The organism is Bacillus carboniphilus, from assembly GCF_020524035.2.
Classification (GTDB): domain Bacteria; phylum Bacillota; class Bacilli; order Bacillales; family JAIVKR01; genus Bacillus_CC.
Map to the genome: position 1 here is coordinate 903,661 of NZ_CP129013.1, position 18,857 is coordinate 922,517.

The following is an 18,857-nucleotide window of genomic DNA, read 5'->3' on the forward strand; positions in this document are numbered from 1 at the left end:
CTCCCTTATAATATCCTTACAAAGAAAAACATACAACCATTTTTGACGAAAAAACCGAAAAAGGTACGTACAACTTAATAATTTTCTATTTCGTAAATATTAATGAAAATTTTGGTCATTCCTTAATTTTCTTGGAGTTACATCATTTCCTTTTGGATCGACAATTTTTACGTTTTTTAGTGTCTTTTTCATATTTCCTCGAAAAGCCGATAAATATTCCTTTCTTAACCCTTCTTGTTCTTTTTGTTCTTGATTTGTTAATCCTTCATTTTTTGATTTTTTGGAAAGTTCATTTATTCGATTCATTTTTTCTTTTGATAACATCTGTTGATTTCCTCCCTGTCAATAAATTCTTTTCATTTTCCTCAATATAGTGTTGATACCTTCGATGAACAGTTGCTTTAGAGACCTCGTATCCAAACCCCCTTAAAGTAGCTGCAATTTCAGAAAAAGTAAGCTTATTTTTTCTAAGTCTTACAATCTCTTCAACAGGGACTTCAATCATTTCCCTACCAGTACTTTGATGGAGGTTCTTTAAATTGTTTTGAGGTTTATAACCTCGCTCAATTGCTTTTTTCATTCCTCTTTTAATTTTCAAATTATGAATTTTACGTTGATACTCTTCAACTATACTTACGATTTCAAGAACCATCGAATCTGCCTCTGATAAAAGAAGCTCACCTCGATGGTTCACTGTAAAAATTTTCACTCCCGCCTTCTTTAAGAAGTGAATAAGGGCTATTCTTGCATTTCCTCTTCCTAATCTTGTTTCATCTTGAATTAATAAATAATCAACTGATTTTTGGTTTATATGTTCTATTATTTGAAAAATTCCTTCTCTTTCTAAATCATATCCACTTGCTTTTTCTACAATAGTTTCCACAACTTCAAAGTGATACTGATTTGCCAATAAAAGCAATTCTTCTTTTTGTCTTGATAGAGATGTTTCTTGCTGCTGTTTGTTTGTACTTATTCTACAATAAACTAAAGCTCTCAACCTTCACACTCCACTAATCGTATATAATCATAGAAAAACAAAATATTTTTTCCGAAGAAGAACTTCCATGTATGACCTTTTTACTCTTCATGAACCAAAAAAGTACAATGTTGTCCGTTCTTCTGGGATGTTTCTCCCTTCATTTTTGAACATCCACTTAAAGTGACATAGTCATTTTCAACATGTTCTTCTTCTACTTGAATAGGAATGATTAGCCTTTCACCAGTTTGAATTTTTTCATCTATAAGTTCATTTTTCTCCTCGACCCAATTAACAAACTCGCTGTCAGAGAGTGAATGATAATCTTGAAATTGTTTAGACAAGTTCCATAAACTATCTCCTGATTGTACTTCAATCATAACATAGTTGTCCAATTCTTCTTCAGACTCAACCAATGCCCCAAAACCAACTGCAACAACAACAATAAATAGAAAATAAAATGATATTGAGTACTTATCCATTTTTTCACCTCATCAGAATGTTTGTTCTCTTTTTATTACTCTTATTATAAACACGAACAAACGTTTTTATCAACTTGTTTTTCGAACTTACGTTTGTATATAAAGGAAAAACATGCTATACTTATCCTAATTAACCGGGAACGAGGTGCAGACGATGAAAAAACTTTCTAAACGGCAACAAGATATTTTAGACTTTATAAAAGATGAAGTTAGAAAAAAAGGATACCCACCTTCTGTACGCGAAATTGGCGAAGCTGTTGGACTAGCATCAAGTTCAACAGTACATGGCCACTTGTCACGTCTGGAATCTAAAGGTTTGATTCGACGTGATCCAACAAAACCGAGAGCGATTGAGATTTTAAGTGGAGAGGAAGTAGAGATTCCTCAATCTGGGGTGGTGAACGTTCCTGTAATTGGTAAAGTAACTGCTGGTTTGCCAATTACTGCAATTGAAAATATAGAAGAATACTACCCACTTCCTGATCGTTACAACATTAATGATGAAAATGTATTCATGCTTGAAATCGTTGGTGACAGTATGATTGAAGCAGGAATTCTAAACGGAGATAAAGTCATTGTGAAGCAGCAACAAACAGCTGTAAATGGTGATATCGTTGTAGCAATGACAGAAGATGATGAAGCAACTGTAAAAAGATTTTTTAAAGAAAAAGATTTTATTAGATTACAGCCAGAAAATTCGACAATGGCGCCAATTATTGTTAGAAATGTTTCGATATTAGGTAAAGTGATTGGCTTATATCGCACCATGCATTAATGCCCATGTGAAGGTATAATTTATTCCCCTAATGAGAGGTGTCAACTATGTTGGTTGACACCAGACTTAACTACTGAAGTGATTTTATTTATTATGAATCTTCCTCTTTATTATGATATAAATCCTCTTATTCATCATTTTCTAATACTTTGCGGTGGGGTTGGTATATTGTTTCTAGAACCTTTATACATATTCTTATAGATTTCATCTAATGAAGTAGTAGAAAAACTATTTGAAATTAGTTTAAAATCATCGTTGTATTCAGTTTGTTCCTGATTAATATAGTCTACCAATTCACTCATTTCATTCTTTTTATTTGTTTCAATTTCTAACTTATTAATTTTTTCTTTCAACAACAGAACATTTGCTTCTTTTTCCTTTTGTTTAGCTTCTTGTCTTTCAGCGAATCCATCAAATTCAGTCCTTAAATAGTTAAGAGAGGAACTCATTTCATCTGCTATTTCTGCCAGACGATTAATGTATTTTATATAACTGTTTGCAAGTCGGTTATTTACTTGAACAGGATAGTTAAAATCAAGATCCACTTGACTCCAAGCTTCTTCAAAGAGAGTCCTAACTTGCACATTTGCTGTGTATATGTGATTGAATGGCTTTATTTCAATCTGATACTGAACAAATTGATAACCATTAGGGTGATGTTTTATTTCACATTCTTCAGATTCATATAAACTTTTTAATCCATTTTCTTTATTTATATAGGCTATGGCAGTGACATCTTTATTAATTTCTCCTTTTATAAACTGATTGATTTTTTTCCAATCCTGTTTATAAAGGTGTAGCATTTTAATTTCGATAAGGTCGGTCATTTTACTTAAGTAATTCTCTTTATTAATCACTTCCTGCTTCTTTTTTACTTTTTGTACAACCTTATCTAAAAGAGTACTAGAATTTACAGTCCGAAAATGTACAATATTTGCGCAAGGTGCAGCTTTTAATTTTTCTGTAAGAAGATGACCAGCGGCGTATAAATCACCCCTTTTATCCATGTAATCATCACATATTTTCGATAACTCATTCCAATTAACTTTTATATCAGCCAACACTTCGTCACTCATGTTTATTTGAGAAGCCTTTAAATATTGTTGTAAATCCATCTATATCACCCTATTAAAGAATTTTTAACATCTTTTCGATATTATTTCTAATTGAAAAAGTCGATTTGGACATCTTTTATTAATGTATGTCTGACAACCTTTATTTTTACTTCTTTTATTTAAAAGTCTTAATTTTTCTAAGGACAATGATATTCTTCATTGACATCACTTCTGAATTCATACATTTCTTAAACTGAAAAAGTCGGTTTAAGACAAAGAATGGATGTACAAAACTTCTTTTTTATCATGGATATGAGTTTAAATTGTTTCTAATACTACTTATTCTAAAAATATAAGATAATATTTTTGAACATAGTACAATGTGTTGTGCTATAAGTATTTTGTTTTATTAGTGCGTGTTTAAAAAGTAGGGAAAAATGAACGCTGAAAAAAAAGCTGAAGCCCTTTGTTCACACCTGACAAGCATAAGGAGAACATTTTGTGAAGGTGTTTTTTACCTTCACAAAATGTTTAACTATTTCTGAAGATCTACTAAGAACAGTCACGTCCTGTAACTAACGTAGATCCACCTAAATCCTTTAGGCGTCTCCGGTGTAAGGGCTGAAGCTAGACAAGAACGAGGCGGTCTCCTTAAGGATCACAGGCTAAGTACAACTACGTCGCGAGAGCTAACGCCTGCGCTAGCACATCGTGTGCGTCTGAGGAGCGGAAAAGCAAACCAACAAAGTTATTCAACCGACATTTTTTTAGGACTTTTTAAACAACCTCTATTACTTTATTCTGTTCCTTCACTGTTCCTTCGTTTATAGCGGTTGCTGTTAAGTTACCTCATTTTTTAAAATTTTCACCCTTTACCTCTTCATTCCATTTGTTATGTAATACCGAACCCCATGTTTATGATCAAGCAACCAAATGAGAAGACATTAAAAAATTATAAAAGAGCTTTTAGTTGTATAGGGTACCTGTCATTTCATTTTACATGGTAATATTTATATTATTTTCCACTCAATTAGAGGTCTTAATTGATGATAGTATAAGAAAATGTATTTGCCGATTAGGTTTTAATAATGAAAATAATAAGTACATTCAACTAAATGACGAAGAAAGAACTACTCACAAGATCGATAATGTCCATAATATAAATGTATACAAAAATGATATTATAAAAATTACTAATCAACACAAATAAAAAAACGCCCCTCAAGGCGTCCATTTTATTTTGCAAATCAGTTATAATGATCTTAGGACAAGCATAGAATAAAAAAGACCACAGGTGCTGTAACACCCACGGTCAATATACAATAGACGCTCTAAGGGCGATACTTCTATAAGTAGAGTGTCAGAATAACCACCCAATTTTTTTGTGGGTGTTTTTGTCGGTTGTTTTTTTATACCTTTTTATTATGGATTACACTCCCCACAAATTTAAACCCCTCGATACCTTATGCCTCAAGGGGTTAATAGATTAATAGCTTGACATGTATTGATCACGTTCCCATGGGTGAACTTGCGTGCGGAACATATCCCACTCAATTTCTTTTGCCTCTACAAAGTGTTCGAATAGGTGGTCACCTAACGCTTTTACCATTACTTCATTAGATTTGAATTCTTCAATTGCGTCTGCTAGTGTTGCTGGTAAATCAACGATTCCGTTCTCAATTCTTTCTTGCTTAGACATGACATAAATGTTTCGATCAATTGGTGCTGGAGCTGATAATTTATTTTTAATTCCGTCCAGTCCTGCTGCTAAAAGAACACTCATTGCTAAATATGGGTTCGCAGAAGGATCCACACTTCGAACCTCAACTCTTGTACTCATTCCTCTAGAAGCTGGAATACGAATTAGTGGACTTCTATTACGAGCAGACCACGCAACATAACATGGAGCTTCATATCCAGGAACAAGCCGCTTATAAGAGTTTACTGTAGGATTTGTGACAGCTGTAAAGCTAGTCGCATGCTTGACAATTCCCGCAATAAAATGGCGAGCTGTTTCGCTTAGCTTCAAGTCTCCATTTGGATTAAAGAAAGTATTTTCTCCATCTTTAAAAAGGGATAAGTTGCTGTGCATTCCTGACCCATTCACACCATATAATGGTTTAGGCATAAACGTTGCATGCAAGCCATGCTTACGAGCAATTGTTTTTACTACTAACTTAAAGGTTTGGATATCATCACAAGCTTTTATTGCACTTGCATATTTAAAGTCAATTTCATGCTGACCAGGTGCTACTTCATGGTGAGAAGCTTCAATTTCAAAGCCCATCTCTTCAAGTTCAAGAACAATATCGCGACGACAGTTTTCTCCTAAGTCTGTAGGAGTAAGTCAAAATATCCTCCTTCGTCATTTAGCTCTAAAGATGGCTTTCCTTTCTCATCTAGTTTGAATAGGAAAAATTCAGGTTCTGGTCCTAAATTGAAATCAGTGAATCCTAATTCTTCCATTTCGTTTAAAATACGTTTCAAGTTATTACGAGGATCTCCTAAGAAAGGGGTTCCATCTGGATTATAGATATCGCATATAAAACGAGCAACTTTTCCTTTTTCAGATGTCCAAGGGAAGATGACGAAAGTATCTAAGTCAGGATATAAGTACATATCTGATTCTTCAATTCTAACAAAACCTTCAATGGAAGAACCGTCAAACATCATCTTATTATCTAACGCTTTTTCAAGTTGACTAACAGGTATTTCAACATTTTTAATCGTTCCTAAAATATCCGTAAACTGCAATCGAATATACTTAACGTTCTCCTCTTTCACTAACCCCACAATATCTTCTTTTGTATACTTAGCCATTCCTTTAACTCCTCCTAAAAAATTTAAAATTAATGGAAGAACCTTGACATATCTCCTTGTCGTAAGCTAGATCGACGAAGGCGATCGCCATTGATTAGTTCTTCTCTTAATAATTTTCTCAGTTCTGCATTTGATAGTTCTGGACTTTTTTCTCTTGCTTGTTCAGCACGATTCTCTTTTAATGTGTATATTTCCTTGATGCCAGCTAAATTAATCCCTTGTTCAATTAAGGTTTTAATTTCTAAAAGTTTGTCAACATCATTGAAAGAAAATAATCTGCGCTTTCCTTCTGTACGATGTGGAGTAACTAATCCATTTTCTTCGTAATAGCGGATTTGCCTAGCAGTTAATTCCGTTAACTTCATGACAGTTCCCATCTGAAATAACGGCATCGATCTTCTTTCAAAATCGTTCATCGAAGTTACTCCTCCTTCTAGTGTCAATCTTTGAAGTTACTATCATTATAATTCATGTTAGATTATCAGTCAATAAAATGTTAGGAAAACTAACATGAACTATAAAATCAAAAAATACATCTCTCTCCAACACAAAGAGTGCTTTTTTTCTTGTAAGAATCCATTTTAGAATAGTCTTAGCTATCTTTGTGTCCATAAAACAATATGAAAAAACGTTCATAAATGTTTTCCTTGTTAACTTTTCTTAACTTTCTTCTGCATCTCTTGTTTCCCAATAATATTCACTAAAAACATCCGTAAAAGCCTCGATACAATTCCTAAGTTCATCCATATTATTGTCCACTCCACCTACTTCTATTAATAGAGCTCTTTCCGATAAATCTTGATTGTAAATTCCATTTCCTGTTGACTTATTTTTTGAAATAACTCCTCTACTTAAACCAGGATATTTTTCTTCTATTAATTTATTTAACTTTTTAGCCAGCTCCAAGTTTTTTTCAAAGTTACTATGTCCGGCACCTACAACGAACATTAATCTTGCATAACTCTTTCCATTTATCGTTTTTGTTGTATCCTTTTTTCTCAAAGCGTCCCTGTGAATATCAATTAAATAATCTAGGTTTTCATTTGATTGCATAGCCGATACGACTACTTCTTTAGAATATTGGTATGCATTTCTATAATTCCATCCTCTTTCTTTTAATCCTGCTGTCACGTCTGTATCATTGTGTTCAGCCTTAATCCCTTTATTCGCAAGTTGATTTTTAAACTCTGCACCTACAGCAATGATATTTGCTTTCGGATTAGTACTATTAGGACTTTTTGAGTCTTTAAGAAGGGGATAGTAGGATTCATAACTATGAGAATGATAGATATAAATGTTCGCTGGTCCAGCAACTTCTTGCACTGGCTTCTCCTCTTCTTCCTCAATTTCATCTGCAATCTCTCTTTCCTCTAATAAATCTTCTATGGGTGGAGGGGATTCATGAAATTCACTAGGAATCGTTGTAAAGTTTGTTCCTTCCCCAGCCACATGAATGGTCGTATCAAACATTTTAAAACCAGGCAGCTCTCTTCCTAAAAATGTACGTATATCACCTGGCTTTACATTTGTCGCTATTTGAAAAGCAGACCTAGAAATGGATATCTCATCTAAATCATTTTTACTTATTAACGAACGGTTTTCGTTATGTATGGCAGACTTATAAAGTTCGATAGGGATAATTTCTGACATAAAAAAGTTCGATGAAAATTTCACTGATGTTAACGTTACAAGGGAAATTAATACAAAGATAAACAAATTCATAAAAAATATTCTACTTAAATTAATGATGATAATAGGTTCTTTCGTTGATCGCACTATTATCCCTCCTTCTACAACTATCATATTCTAGTTTTTAAGAAGTAGAATGAAAAAACACAAGCTATAAAGAAATAGCTTGTGTTAGAAATATAGTGTATAAATTAGACCGCGTTCTTAATATTCTGTAGTCAAACTCTGTCCTTCACGTAAGTTCTCACTATTCTTATAATAACCCCCAAATTTCATCAATTGCTTTGCAGGTCGCTATTTTTACATGAGAGTAAGTTAAGCCCCCTTGAACATAAACAGTATATGGTGGCCTCAGTGGCCCATCTGCCGATAGCTCAATACTTGCCCCTTGTATAAAGGTTCCAGCAGCCATAATAACATCGTCTTCATAGCCTGGCATATAGCTTGCGTAAGGGGTGACGTGAGAATTGACTGGTGAAGCTTTTTGAATAGCTTGACAAAAGGCAATCATTTTTTTGGGATCATCAAATTGAACTTGTTGAATTAAATCCGTCCGTTTGTCTTGCCAATGAGGATTCGTCTTTATTCCTAATTCCTCTAGCATACTCGCCATAAAAAGGGAGCCTTTTATCGATTGTCCGACTGTATGTGGAGCCATAAAAAAGCCTTGATACATATCTTGAAGAGAATATAAAGAAGCACCAGCTTCTCGGCCAATCCCAGGTGATGTCATTCGATAAGAACAAGCTTCTACAAAAGCTTTTTTTCCAACAAGATATCCACCTGTTTTTGCTAATCCTCCACCAGGATTTTTAATTAATGACCCAGCCATTAGATCTGCACCGACATGACAAGGTTCTTTATCTTCAACAAATTCTCCATAACAGTTATCAACAAAGACAATGACATCTTCCTTTATTGATTTAACAAACTCTATCATTTCTTTTATTTGAGCAATTGAAAAGGACGGACGGGACGCATACCCTCTTGACCGTTGAATTCCGATGACTTTTGTTTTATTTGTGATGTTTACTTTAACAGCAGGAAAATCAATCGAGCCATCCACATTTAAATCAACTGCTTTGTACCCAATTTGAAAGTCCTTTAATGATCCAACGCCATCTCCCCTAACGCCAACAATCTCTTCTAACGTATCATATGGTTTCCCTGTTATGTATAAGATTTCATCTCCAGGTCTTAATACCCCGAATAAAGCAATTGAAATGGCATGTGTACCAGAAATGATTTGTGGTCTGACAAGTCCTAGTTCTCCACCAAAAACATCTGCATAAATCTCTTCTAATAAATCTCTACCTAAGTCATCATAACCATAGCCCGTTGTAGGGATAAAGTGAGAATCGCTCACTTTATGATTTTGGAAACTTTGTAGCACTCGATATTGATTCGTTTCTATCATTTGATCAATCTTTTTTTGGTAAGGAATAATATGATCCTCTATTTTTTCTACTAGTTGTTTTATTTCCTCTCCGTGTTGCAATGTTTCAAACATAACGATTTCCTTTCTATCTTTTATAAAACTCAATGGTACCGTTAATTGGATGGTCTTTTCGTACATTTCCTTTTATTTTGTATTCATTTCTATTTTCATCAAACGTTAAGTCCTCTATGATCGCTTCTTTTTTGAATTGAGAAATGACTCTTCCTTCAGAAGAAGGGATAAAGACTTCAAAGGTGATCATTTCCTTCAAAATCTCTTCTTTCAGAAAGTGGAGTAAACGGTCTATATCTTGTCTATCAAATGAAGAAATGTGGATGTATGGATCATTATGATTCGGAACAAATAAATCATTCACTTGATCTTTCTTATTATAGATCGTTACAATCGGAATGTCATCCATTTCAAGTTCTTTTAAAACGGAGGAAACGGTCTTTTCATGTCCTTGATAGTTTGGGTTTGATCTATCAACCACATGTACAATCATATCAGCTTCTTTTGCTTCTTCTAATGTTGACCTAAAAGCAGCAACAAGAGTAGTCGGTAAATCTTGTATGAACCCAACTGTATCTGTTACTAAGAGCTGATAGTTAGAAGGTAACTTCATTGTCTTTGTCATGGGATCTAATGTTGCGAACAGCAAATTCTCTTCAAAACTCGCTGCTTTCGTTAATTGATTAAATAGCGTACTTTTTCCAGCATTTGTGTATCCAACTAAGGCAAGTTGGTATGCTTTATTTTTCTTTCTGCGTTCCCGATAGCGTATTCGATGATTGACAATAACCGAAAGCTGTTTTTTAATATCATGAATTCGTTTCCGGATATAACGACGATCTGTTTCTAATTGAGTCTCCCCAGGCCCTCTCGTTCCGATACCTCCTCCTTGTCGAGACAAGTTAATACCTATGCCTGATAAGCGGGGTAAAATGTATTGCAATTGAGCAAGTTCTACTTGAAGTTTTCCTTCTTTAGATTGAGCTCGGCTAGCGAAAATATCTAAAATAAGTTGAGTGCGGTCAATAATTTTACAGTTGATTTCTTCCGTTAAATTTCGTACTTGACTAGGAGACAGCTCATCGTTAAAAACAACAACATCAGCTTGAACCTCTTCTGTTAAATTTTTTAGCTCTATCACTTTTCCCTTCCCAATATAAGTGGCAGGATCACGTTTCTCTCTTTTTTGAATTAAAGATGCAACGACCTCACCTTGTGCTGTTTTTGTTAAGGATGCTAATTCCTCCATAGAATATGTAAATTGGTTTTCATCGTCTTGATCAAAATGGCAACCAACAATGACCACTTGTTCTCTTTGTTCTTGATTCAAATTTTCACCCTACCTTTATCTCTTAGTAAATTTCCTTAGTGACAGTATCATATCAAAAATATGCAGTTGAGACCATTTTATATCTCAGATTTCGCACCCTATCCAAACATTTTAGTTTATTTTTAAAGCTTGATATAACAAGATCTTATAAACAAATATTTTCCTTTGCATAGATGATTTTATATAAAATAACTAGAAAATAATCCAAAATGTTCATTTTTCCATTTAACATTAAACATCTAAATAAGATAAACACCCATAGTATCAATAGATTAAAATTAATATTTCAGATAATAAAGGGATGCGAGATGTCATTTTATTTAAATTAAGAGGTAAAGGAGCAGACAAAATGTCCACTCCCTTCTTTAAAAAGCAATATCTTCACTATGAATAGTCATTAAATCACGGTATTCATGCTTTTGTTTAGAAAGTAACCTAAGCGCTTGTTTCCTAATGGACTTCTCAATAATATTGCGAACGTAACGTCCATTACTGAACTTGGCGGGTGGTAGCTTTTCTTTAACGACTAATAAATGTGCTTTTAATTTCCATTCTGCTTCTTTATGAAAGATATATTCTCGCTCATCCAACATGGTCCTCGCTATTTCAAGCAATTGATTTACTGTATAATCTGGAAAATCAACCACTAATGGAAATCGAGAATGGAGACCAGGATTTAGAGATAAAAAGTATTCCATTTCCCTTGAGTAGCCTGCTAAAATAAGCACAAATTCATCTTTGTGATCTTCCATATGCTTTACTAACGTATCAATGGCCTCTTTCCCAAAATCCTTTTCTCCACCCCTAGCCAATGAATAGGCTTCATCTATAAACAAGATCCCGCCTAGTGATTTTCTAATTAAATCTCTCGTTTTTTGGGCTGTGTGCCCAATATACTCTCCAACTAAATCTGCACGTTCCGCCTCAATGAGATGCCCCTTTGAAAGTACTTCCATTTTATAAAAAAGCTTTCCAATTAATCTCGCGACCGTTGTTTTCCCTGTGCCTGGGTTTCCTTTAAAAAGCATATGCAACGCTTGTTTTTCAGCTTTTAGTCCTTGTTCTTGTCTTTTTTGATTCACATAAATCCATGCATAAATTTCTTTCATTGTTTCTTTCATTTGTTCCATGCCCACAAGACTAGACATCTCTTTTTCAATCTCTTTTAATATGCTATGGCTGTCCTGGACAGTAGAAGGGACAGCATCATATGACGTTAATTCTTCATAAGTATTTTGTTTATGCCCATTAATCACAATATTAATTTGCCCTTTACTTTTATACGTTATAGGTTCATCCAAGCTTTATCACCTCTCATCCTGTTCCTACTATACGCAACAATTGATGTTTTTGTGACAAATGCCTATTTTGCATAGAGAAACACACCATTGAAAAGCAATATCCTATTGCTAATAACTATAATGTAAGGACTCAATCCGGCCTTAAAATTTTAAATATTTCGACGAATATCTGTTTGTTTAGATAGAATCCTGACGGTTTTTGCGCTTTCCCAAGAAATATTTGAGCATCTCTATTATCATATTGATATAAAACTATATATAGACCAAAAAAAGATGGCGATCGCCATCTTTAAGGTTATGGTTTATAAACATGATGTTGCTCTTGAACGTTATTCAAGTTCTAACGAAACATTTTTTTGTGGTGCAAAGGTTGAAATAGCATGTTTAAAAATAAGTTGTTGTTTTCCATCGGTTTCTAATAAAACAGTAAAATTATCGAATCCTTTTACTTGCCCTCTTAATTGAAATCCGTTTAGAAGGAAAACCGTTACAAAATTTCCTTCCTTGCGTAATTGATTTAAAAATTGATCTTGAATGTTGATTGATTGCTTCATTTCTATTCGTCCTCCTCTATTGTCTATAAGCTAGTTATTCGTTGATAAATTTAATTCTCCTGCTAAATATCTGAAAATTTCTTTTTGCTTTTCTACTTGATTGATAGGAGGTGTCATATCAAACCAAGTAACAGGCATTTTATTTCTAAACCATGTTAACTGACGTTTTGCATACCTTCTTGAATTTCGTTTTAACTCTTCAATGACTTCATCTAAAGAGGACTCACCCGAAAAAAAAGGGAAAAATTCTTTGTATCCTATTGCTTTCATAGATTGGCACTCTTGATATCCATCTTTATACAAGCTCTCCACCTCTTCTAACAAGCCGTCTCTCATCATCAAATCCACTCGACAGTCAATCCTTTTATAAAGACTCTCTCTTTCCATCGTTAATCCAATAATAGTGACATCGTACAATAGTTCTTGATCTTGTGATTTTATGTAATCAGTCATGGTTAAACCAGTGCAATGATAGATCTCCAACCCTCTTATGATACGGCGAAGATTATTTACATGAATATTACTCGCTGCAATGGGGTCAATTTGTTTTAGCTCTTCATAAAGAGTGTTATTCCCTTCTTCGGTTGCCCTGTTTTCTAGATCTTCTCTGTATTTCTTATCTGACGGAGCAGAAGAAAATTGATAATCGTAAACGACAGATTGTATGTATAGACCTGTACCTCCAACTATCATTGGCAAGTGACCCTTAGCTGAAATATCCTCTATTAATGATCTTGTTTCCTTTTGAAATTCTGCTACTGAAAAGCTTTCATCAGGCTCTTTTATATCAATGAGGTGATGTGGGACTCCTTCCATTTCAGTCGGTTTAATTTTGGCTGTACCTATATTCATTTTTTTATATATTTGCATAGAGTCTCCGCTAATAATCTCACCATGAAAATGTTTTGCTAATTGTATGCTTAAACTTGTTTTACCTACAGCTGTCGGTCCAATGATGACAACTAGCTTTTGTTTGGAATGATCCAATTCACACCCCTCTTTCCTTTATTTAAGTTTTATGAGTGTATTGACAACCTATTATATAGTATCATGTTTCTAAATGAAAAGACATTCAACGTTATTTAGTTCAGTCCTGTTGAGCCATGTCCACCACGATCTTTATTTTCTAAATGATCCACTTCAATAAATTCAATTTCCGGCATTTTTCGGTTGATTCTAAATTGACATATACGATCTCCCTTTTCAACCTTAGTTTCCCTTATAGCCAGTGCAGGAAAAAACCATTGATCATTATCGCCACAGTAAGACTCATCTATAACACCAAAATGATTCGTTTGTATGATTCCAAAATGTTTAAACGTACTTGATCTTGGAACAACATTCGCTTCATAACCTAAGGGACATTCCATTGCGACACCAAGAGGAATCAATTTAAAATCAAATTGTTGAAACTCAATTGTTTCTGCCGCTCTTAAATCAATCCAATCCCCCGTTTTTATTTTCTTTACTTTTGGGAGCTCGTTATCAAAATATTTGATTTTTATTGGTAAAGTTGTTTGAGTATTGTTGTTCAAAAAAAGCAACCCTTTCCATGCTATTCTTTATACTTTTAATTAAATCCATCATACCATATTTGTTTTTAATACCATGGTAAAAGATACTTAAGTTAAATGATAAACTATTTATCCAGGTAGATTTTCTGTAGTGACACCTGATATTACATGAACGTGATCATTTCTTTCGTAAATATCTCCAGTGAGGGAGTGTTGATATGGGAGAAAAACATTTAAAAAAGTACCACCTTGAACGAGATGATAATGTCCTCCTCCAGCTAGTTCAATTGGCGGACCAGTCACGAAATTGAAACGATGATAATGTTCATTATCAATGGATGTAACTCCTTTTATACGATGAGTATGACCATCACCAATCCCCCCTATAACAGGAAAAGTAAAAACTTGCACCAAATGAATATGGCTCAAAGAAGTTTGAGTTTGATTTTCAAAGTAATGGTGATGAATCGATGTCATAACGATCACTCTCCGATATTGATAATTAGCTTTTTAAGAAGTAGCTAACTACTTTAACCTTAATTAAAGTATATTTGCGTTGATCTTTCTTTATTAGTACATCTTTATATTTTTCATTTAGAACATAGTTTAACTTAATCACTATTCCAAGTATTTTCGTTTATTATAATAAGATTATGTAAATAATATTGGTGGCATTCATTTATTCAAGCGTGGTTCTGTATTGAATATTTAGAACACTATTTAATATGAACTGAAAAATGAACCTTTGTAAAATAATCTTTCATATGTATTCTTCCTTCACGTACTCCATAATCTCAATAAAGGATTCAGTGTTTTGTCTTTTAAAAAGTGCTTATGAAAATAAGCCCACATGAGACGATATAGTTCAGTTTTGACGTACTATCTAAAAAGGAACTCCTCCTTAATTTTCAACTCTAGATGGTTTGGAAATGAGTGCATATCTTTTTATTCCCCCCCAATCTACTACTTATATTTTTCGAACTCAAAATTGTGTACTTAATTATGCTAAAAATCCGCATTCATCCGAACACATTATGAGCCACTTACATAACATATAAGAAAATGTGAAAAGGATGTAAGTATAAAATGTCAATCTTTTTTACTTCGGGTCCTATTGATAATACAAGCTTAAGCTTAACTAACATTGAAGTTCGTGTTCGCAATACAGACCCAGCCAATAGCGCGACTGTAACCGTTAGATTTTTTGATGAGAGTGGTTCACCTGAGTCTCTTAATCAATCAAACTCCTTTACAGTTAGTGCAGGTAGTGTTGAAAGTGTCTTGTATAGTGCCGCTTCGTTAACCTCCTTCTTAGTCGAGGTAGAAGTCAATTTAAGCAATCGAAGTGATACCATCACTGCAACAGCCGTTCAACCAACCGTCACAGCATTCAATGGCAGTGAGTTTATTCAATTTATACGTCTCCTCGTGTCGAGCCCGGAAATTTTACAAGATATCAACTATCCTGTTACACCACAGCTCAATTTATTTTTACCAGAAACAATTGATTGTGGAGCACCAATCTCGGGGAACTTAACATTAAATAACGTCTCGCAAGCTGGGGTGGACGTTAGTTTTTCGGCTAATACATCTGGGGTAACCTTCGTTCCTAATCCTGCTACAACGGATATGAATGGTAATTATGAAACAAATGTCATTGTGTCATCGTCAAAGCCTGCAACGAATGCGGCTATTTCTGCAAGTGCCACCGTCAATGGACAAAATGTGCAATCCGTTGGTGTTGCGGAATTACAATGTAAATCTGAATTGTATGTCCCAAATCAAGTACCTTTCATGAGTAGTGTCTCGGTCATTGATACTGATCTAAATTCCGTTGTCGATACAATAACAGGTTTTAGTATCCTTACTGGAATTGACGCAAATTCAGTAACAAGTTTGGTATATACCTATAATAATGATTTAAGTGTTCTTTCCGTAATTGATGCCTCGACAAATTTAATCATAAACACCATCACGGCTGGAAATAGTGTTCAACGTTTTGGGGTTGCTGTAAACACAATGGATAATCTTATATATTTGGCAAATCGGGGTAGTACGAATGTAACAATCATTGATGGCTCTACAAATATTATTATGGATACAATAGAAGTTGGTGATGGGCCAACAGGACTTGCAGTAGATGAAACGGAAACGAGAAACTTAATTTATGTTTCTAATAACTCTTCTCAGAACGTATCCATCATTGATGGTAACAATAACTTTGTTGTCACAGCTACTGTGACAGTGGGTAATGTTCCACGTGGATTAGCGATAAATGAAATGACAAACCTTATCTATGTTCCTAATCTTGCTTCAGACTCTGTCTCTATTATTGATGGTTCATTATTTGTTGTAACAAATACTTTAACGGGATTTTTCACTCCTATAGGGATCGCTGTTAATGAAATAACCAATTCAGTCTATGTAACCAATAGTGATGACGCTTGTGTATCAGTCATCGACGGAAACTTAAATGTAGTTACAACAACCATTTCTGTTGGAGATAGTCCAACCGGAATAACAGTTATAGAGGATTTAAATCAAATATATGTAGTTAACGGAGGATCCGGTAATGTATCCGTTATCGATGGAAATACCAATGTTGTTACAGAAACGGTAACTGTAGGAACAAATCCTCAAAATATTACTTCCCTTTAAATCATGTCCTGTTTTTGTTTATTTAAAACAAGATTTATTTAGAACATATATAGAATAAAAGGACTTTTTTATATTTATTTTATTTTATACCACACATTAATTTTCTATTTGAACTTTCTTCTTAATACTGTGTCGCTTAACGGGCGCATACGGTTTTCTTTTTTGTCTAGCTCCTGCGCCCAGCGACTGGTGTTGCTTTTGAAGAACACGACGTGCTAGCATTATCGTTGCCCACATGACGTGGGCGTTTTTTAGATGTGTTCCATTACCTCTATGATAAGTCAACGGAGACACCTCCAGGACGGAGGTGGACCTATGTTTACCACAGGACGTGGCAGTAGTTAATAGATCCTCCGCTTAACTGGCACTTACGCTTTTCTTTTTCACATAACCCTTTTAAACATTTTTTCCATTTCATATGTTGAATAATGAATAATGATCGGTCTTCCGTGCGGGCAGGTGAAAGGGTCAATCGACGTGCGTAAACTTTCAAGTAAAGCCTCAATTTCATCATTTCGTAAATGGCGATTGGCTTTAATGGAACCTTTACAACTCATCATAATGGCCGCTTCTTCTCTTAGTTTTTTGATGCTTATCTTTCGATCTTCAATTACTTGTTGAATAATCTCTTCAATCGTTTCTTTTTCTTCCCCTGTGGGAAACCAAGTAGGATGTGCCGTCACAATAAAGCTGTTCTGACCAAATGGTTCTATATAGATACCCACTTGTTGAAGCAAATCCATATTTTCTTCAATGATCAATGTTTCATCATTTGAAAAATCAAGTGTTAATGGGACTAGTAATTGTTGAAGATCATCCGTCACTTCTCCAACCTTCTCACGGTAGTACTCATATTTAATTCTTTCTTGGGCTGCGTGCTGATCAATAATATAGAGGCCCTGTTCATTTTGAGCCTAGAATATAAGTTCCATGCATTTGGCCGATCGGATAAAGCGTCGGAATTCGGTTCGCTTTTTTATGCTCGTCTACTCTTTCTTCAGCAGTATGTTCTTCGATTATTTGTTCATCATATGGTTCAACATCTGATGCTTCTTCAACCTCTATCTCTTTTATCCTATTATTTTCAAAAAACTGTTTACTTTCTATTTCTTCTTCTTCTTGATCTTTCACAAAATATGGATTTTGTTTAGTTTTATACTCTTCTCTTTCTTTATGCACTCTTTGCTCTCGGAACGTTATTGATTGTTGCTCAGGTTTTGTTTCTTTCCCTTTGCTTTGAAAAGAAACGGAAGGAATCAATTGTTGTTTTTGTAAAGCTTCTTTAATTCCTTGCGTGATTAATTGAGTTAATTCCTCTTCTTTACTAAACCTTACCTCTAGCTTTGCTGGATGGACATTGACATCCACTAAAAGAGGATCCATCTTGACTTCAAGTAAAACGATCGGAAAACGACCAATTGGTAAAAGAGTATGATAACCTTGCTGAACAGCCTTCACTAACGAATAATTTTTAATAAAACGACCATTAACTATGGTTGAAATATAATTTCTCGAAGCTCTCGTCACTTCTGGCAAAGCAATATATCCTGAAACAGTAAAATCAAGAGATTCTGCCTTAATAGGAATCATTTTTTTTCGCTATCGATAGTCCGTAAATAGCAGCTAATACAGAACGAGCATCGCCTTTCCCATTTGTATGAAGCAGTTTTTTTCCGTTATGAGTTAAACGAAAAGAGACAGAAGGGTGTGATAAAGCTAATCTATTCACAACATCGGTAATTTTTCCAAGTTCAGTATGAATGGTTTTCATATATTTTAATCTAGCAGGTGTATTAAAAAACAGATTAGATACTGTAATATCTGTCCCTTTTCGGCTTTGACATGCTTCATTCACCTTTACTTGCCCGCCCTCCAGAACGAGTCTCTTTCCAGGTCCCTCTCCTATACTTGTTTTCATTTCGAGGTGAGACACAGAAGCAATGGATGGTAATGCCTCGCCCCTAAACCCTAAAGAATGTACCCTAAAGAGGTCTGTCTCATTTTTGATCTTACTTGTCGCATGACGGTGAAAGGCGTTCAAGCAGTCTTCTTGTAATATTCCATCTCCATTATCAATGATACGAATTTTGTTTAAGCCTGCTTCCTCTACATGAACTTCCACTTGCGTACTATTGGCATCAATACAATTTTCCACTAATTCCTTTACGACTGATGCAGGTCGTTCCACCACTTCTCCAGCGGCAATTTTATTTGAAAGCTGAGTATCAAGGCGGACAATTTTCCCCATTTTTC

General features: G+C 34.5%; 16 protein-coding genes and 2 pseudogenes. 2 read left to right on the plus strand and 16 right to left on the minus strand.

Translation table 11 applies throughout. The features are described 5' to 3' along the window. Positions 1-99 precede the first annotated feature (99 nt). The 3 genes from LC087_RS04595 to yneA all read right to left on the minus strand — a co-directional run bounded on the left by LC087_RS04595 (position 100) and on the right by yneA (position 1,458). Positions 100-324, minus strand: a complete 225-nt coding sequence (locus LC087_RS04595) for a DUF896 domain-containing protein (protein WP_226538245.1) — start codon at positions 322-324, stop codon at positions 100-102. Then, positions 290-997, minus strand: a complete 708-nt coding sequence (locus LC087_RS04600) for a YneB family resolvase-like protein (RefSeq protein ID WP_226538246.1) — start codon at positions 995-997, stop codon at positions 290-292. Before LC087_RS04600 ends, LC087_RS04595 begins: the two co-directional genes overlap by 35 nt. An 80-nt stretch (positions 998-1,077) precedes the next feature. After that, complete coding sequence (gene yneA, locus LC087_RS04605; protein ID WP_226538247.1) at positions 1,078-1,458, minus strand: cell division suppressor protein YneA; 381 nt, start codon at positions 1,456-1,458, stop codon at positions 1,078-1,080. 154 nt (positions 1,459-1,612) lie between these two features. On the opposite strand from yneA, the gene lexA reads away from it, so the two are divergent. Further along, on the plus strand, positions 1,613-2,233 hold the full coding sequence (gene lexA, locus LC087_RS04610) for a transcriptional repressor LexA (RefSeq protein ID WP_226538248.1): 621 nt from the start codon (positions 1,613-1,615) through the stop codon (positions 2,231-2,233). A 134-nt stretch (positions 2,234-2,367) separates the two neighbouring features. Here the strand turns inward: lexA and LC087_RS04615 are convergent, their stop codons facing one another. From LC087_RS04615 to LC087_RS04665, 11 genes and pseudogenes are all read right to left on the minus strand, one after another. Further along, positions 2,368-3,348, minus strand: a complete 981-nt coding sequence (locus LC087_RS04615) for a nucleotidyltransferase family protein (RefSeq protein ID WP_226538249.1) — start codon at positions 3,346-3,348, stop codon at positions 2,368-2,370. Positions 3,349-4,774: 1,426 nt separating this feature from the next. Further along, a pseudogene (gene glnA / locus LC087_RS04620) lies at positions 4,775-6,108 on the minus strand (type I glutamate--ammonia ligase). A gap of 29 nt (positions 6,109-6,137) precedes the next feature. Further along, positions 6,138-6,524 carry a MerR family transcriptional regulator gene (locus LC087_RS04625; protein WP_226538251.1) on the minus strand — a complete coding sequence of 129 codons (387 nt, stop codon included), beginning with the start codon at positions 6,522-6,524 and terminating at the stop codon, positions 6,138-6,140. Between the two features lie 244 nt (positions 6,525-6,768). After that, positions 6,769-7,884 (minus strand): stage II sporulation protein P, encoded by a 1,116-nt coding sequence (gene spoIIP, locus LC087_RS04630; RefSeq protein ID WP_226538252.1) that lies wholly within the window; start codon positions 7,882-7,884, stop codon positions 6,769-6,771. 166 nt (positions 7,885-8,050) lie between these two features. Further along, on the minus strand, positions 8,051-9,307 hold the full coding sequence (locus LC087_RS04635; RefSeq protein ID WP_226538253.1) for a methionine gamma-lyase family protein: 1,257 nt from the start codon (positions 9,305-9,307) through the stop codon (positions 8,051-8,053). Positions 9,308-9,320: 13 nt separating this feature from the next. Further along, positions 9,321-10,577 carry a GTPase HflX gene (gene hflX, locus LC087_RS04640; RefSeq protein WP_306020152.1) on the minus strand — a complete coding sequence of 419 codons (1,257 nt, stop codon included), beginning with the start codon at positions 10,575-10,577 and terminating at the stop codon, positions 9,321-9,323. Positions 10,578-10,942: 365 nt separating this feature from the next. After that, complete coding sequence (gene spoVK, locus LC087_RS04645) at positions 10,943-11,878, minus strand: stage V sporulation protein K (protein WP_226538255.1); 936 nt, start codon at positions 11,876-11,878, stop codon at positions 10,943-10,945. A gap of 329 nt (positions 11,879-12,207) precedes the next feature. Next, positions 12,208-12,432: an RNA chaperone Hfq gene (hfq, locus tag LC087_RS04650; RefSeq protein ID WP_226538256.1), complete on the minus strand. Its 225-nt coding sequence runs from the start codon at positions 12,430-12,432 to the stop codon at positions 12,208-12,210. Positions 12,433-12,462: 30 nt separating this feature from the next. Continuing rightward, positions 12,463-13,419 carry a tRNA (adenosine(37)-N6)-dimethylallyltransferase MiaA gene (gene miaA, locus LC087_RS04655; protein WP_226538257.1) on the minus strand — a complete coding sequence of 319 codons (957 nt, stop codon included), beginning with the start codon at positions 13,417-13,419 and terminating at the stop codon, positions 12,463-12,465. A 95-nt stretch (positions 13,420-13,514) separates the two neighbouring features. After that, on the minus strand, positions 13,515-13,967 hold the full coding sequence (locus tag LC087_RS04660; RefSeq protein ID WP_226538258.1) for a dUTP diphosphatase: 453 nt from the start codon (positions 13,965-13,967) through the stop codon (positions 13,515-13,517). Between the two features lie 108 nt (positions 13,968-14,075). Then, positions 14,076-14,423, minus strand: coding sequence for a YmaF family protein (locus LC087_RS04665; protein ID WP_226538259.1), 348 nt, complete (start codon positions 14,421-14,423; stop codon positions 14,076-14,078). A gap of 609 nt (positions 14,424-15,032) precedes the next feature. Between LC087_RS04665 and LC087_RS04670 the strand changes: the two genes are divergently transcribed. Further along, on the plus strand, positions 15,033-16,604 hold the full coding sequence (locus tag LC087_RS04670) for a hypothetical protein (RefSeq protein ID WP_226538260.1): 1,572 nt from the start codon (positions 15,033-15,035) through the stop codon (positions 16,602-16,604). A 96-nt stretch (positions 16,605-16,700) separates the two neighbouring features. On the opposite strand, the gene LC087_RS04675 is transcribed toward LC087_RS04670, so the two are convergent. Both LC087_RS04675 and mutL read right to left on the minus strand, forming a co-directional pair. Further along, entirely contained in the window at positions 16,701-16,889 is a 189-nt protein-coding gene (locus LC087_RS04675) for a hypothetical protein (protein WP_226538261.1), read from the minus strand. 98 nt (positions 16,890-16,987) lie between these two features. Further along, positions 16,988-18,852: pseudogene (gene mutL, locus LC087_RS04680) on the minus strand (DNA mismatch repair endonuclease MutL). Positions 18,853-18,857: the final 5 nt, after the last annotated feature.

Coding starts and splice junctions, on each gene's coding strand:
- LC087_RS04595 (WP_226538245.1), bottom strand. CDS start 324: ATGTTATCAAAAGAAAAAATGAATCGAATAAATGAACTTTCCAAAAAA.
- yneA (WP_226538247.1), bottom strand. CDS start 1,458: ATGGATAAGTACTCAATATCATTTTATTTTCTATTTATTGTTGTTGTT.
- lexA (WP_226538248.1), top strand. CDS start 1,613: ATGAAAAAACTTTCTAAACGGCAACAAGATATTTTAGACTTTATAAAA.
- LC087_RS04615 (WP_226538249.1), bottom strand. CDS start 3,348: ATGGATTTACAACAATATTTAAAGGCTTCTCAAATAAACATGAGTGAC.
- LC087_RS04625 (WP_226538251.1), bottom strand. CDS start 6,524: ATGAACGATTTTGAAAGAAGATCGATGCCGTTATTTCAGATGGGAACT.
- LC087_RS04635 (WP_226538253.1), bottom strand. CDS start 9,307: ATGTTTGAAACATTGCAACACGGAGAGGAAATAAAACAACTAGTAGAA.
- hfq (WP_226538256.1), bottom strand. CDS start 12,432: ATGAAGCAATCAATCAACATTCAAGATCAATTTTTAAATCAATTACGC.
- LC087_RS04665 (WP_226538259.1), bottom strand. CDS start 14,423: ATGACATCGATTCATCACCATTACTTTGAAAATCAAACTCAAACTTCT.
- LC087_RS04670 (WP_226538260.1), top strand. CDS start 15,033: ATGTCAATCTTTTTTACTTCGGGTCCTATTGATAATACAAGCTTAAGC.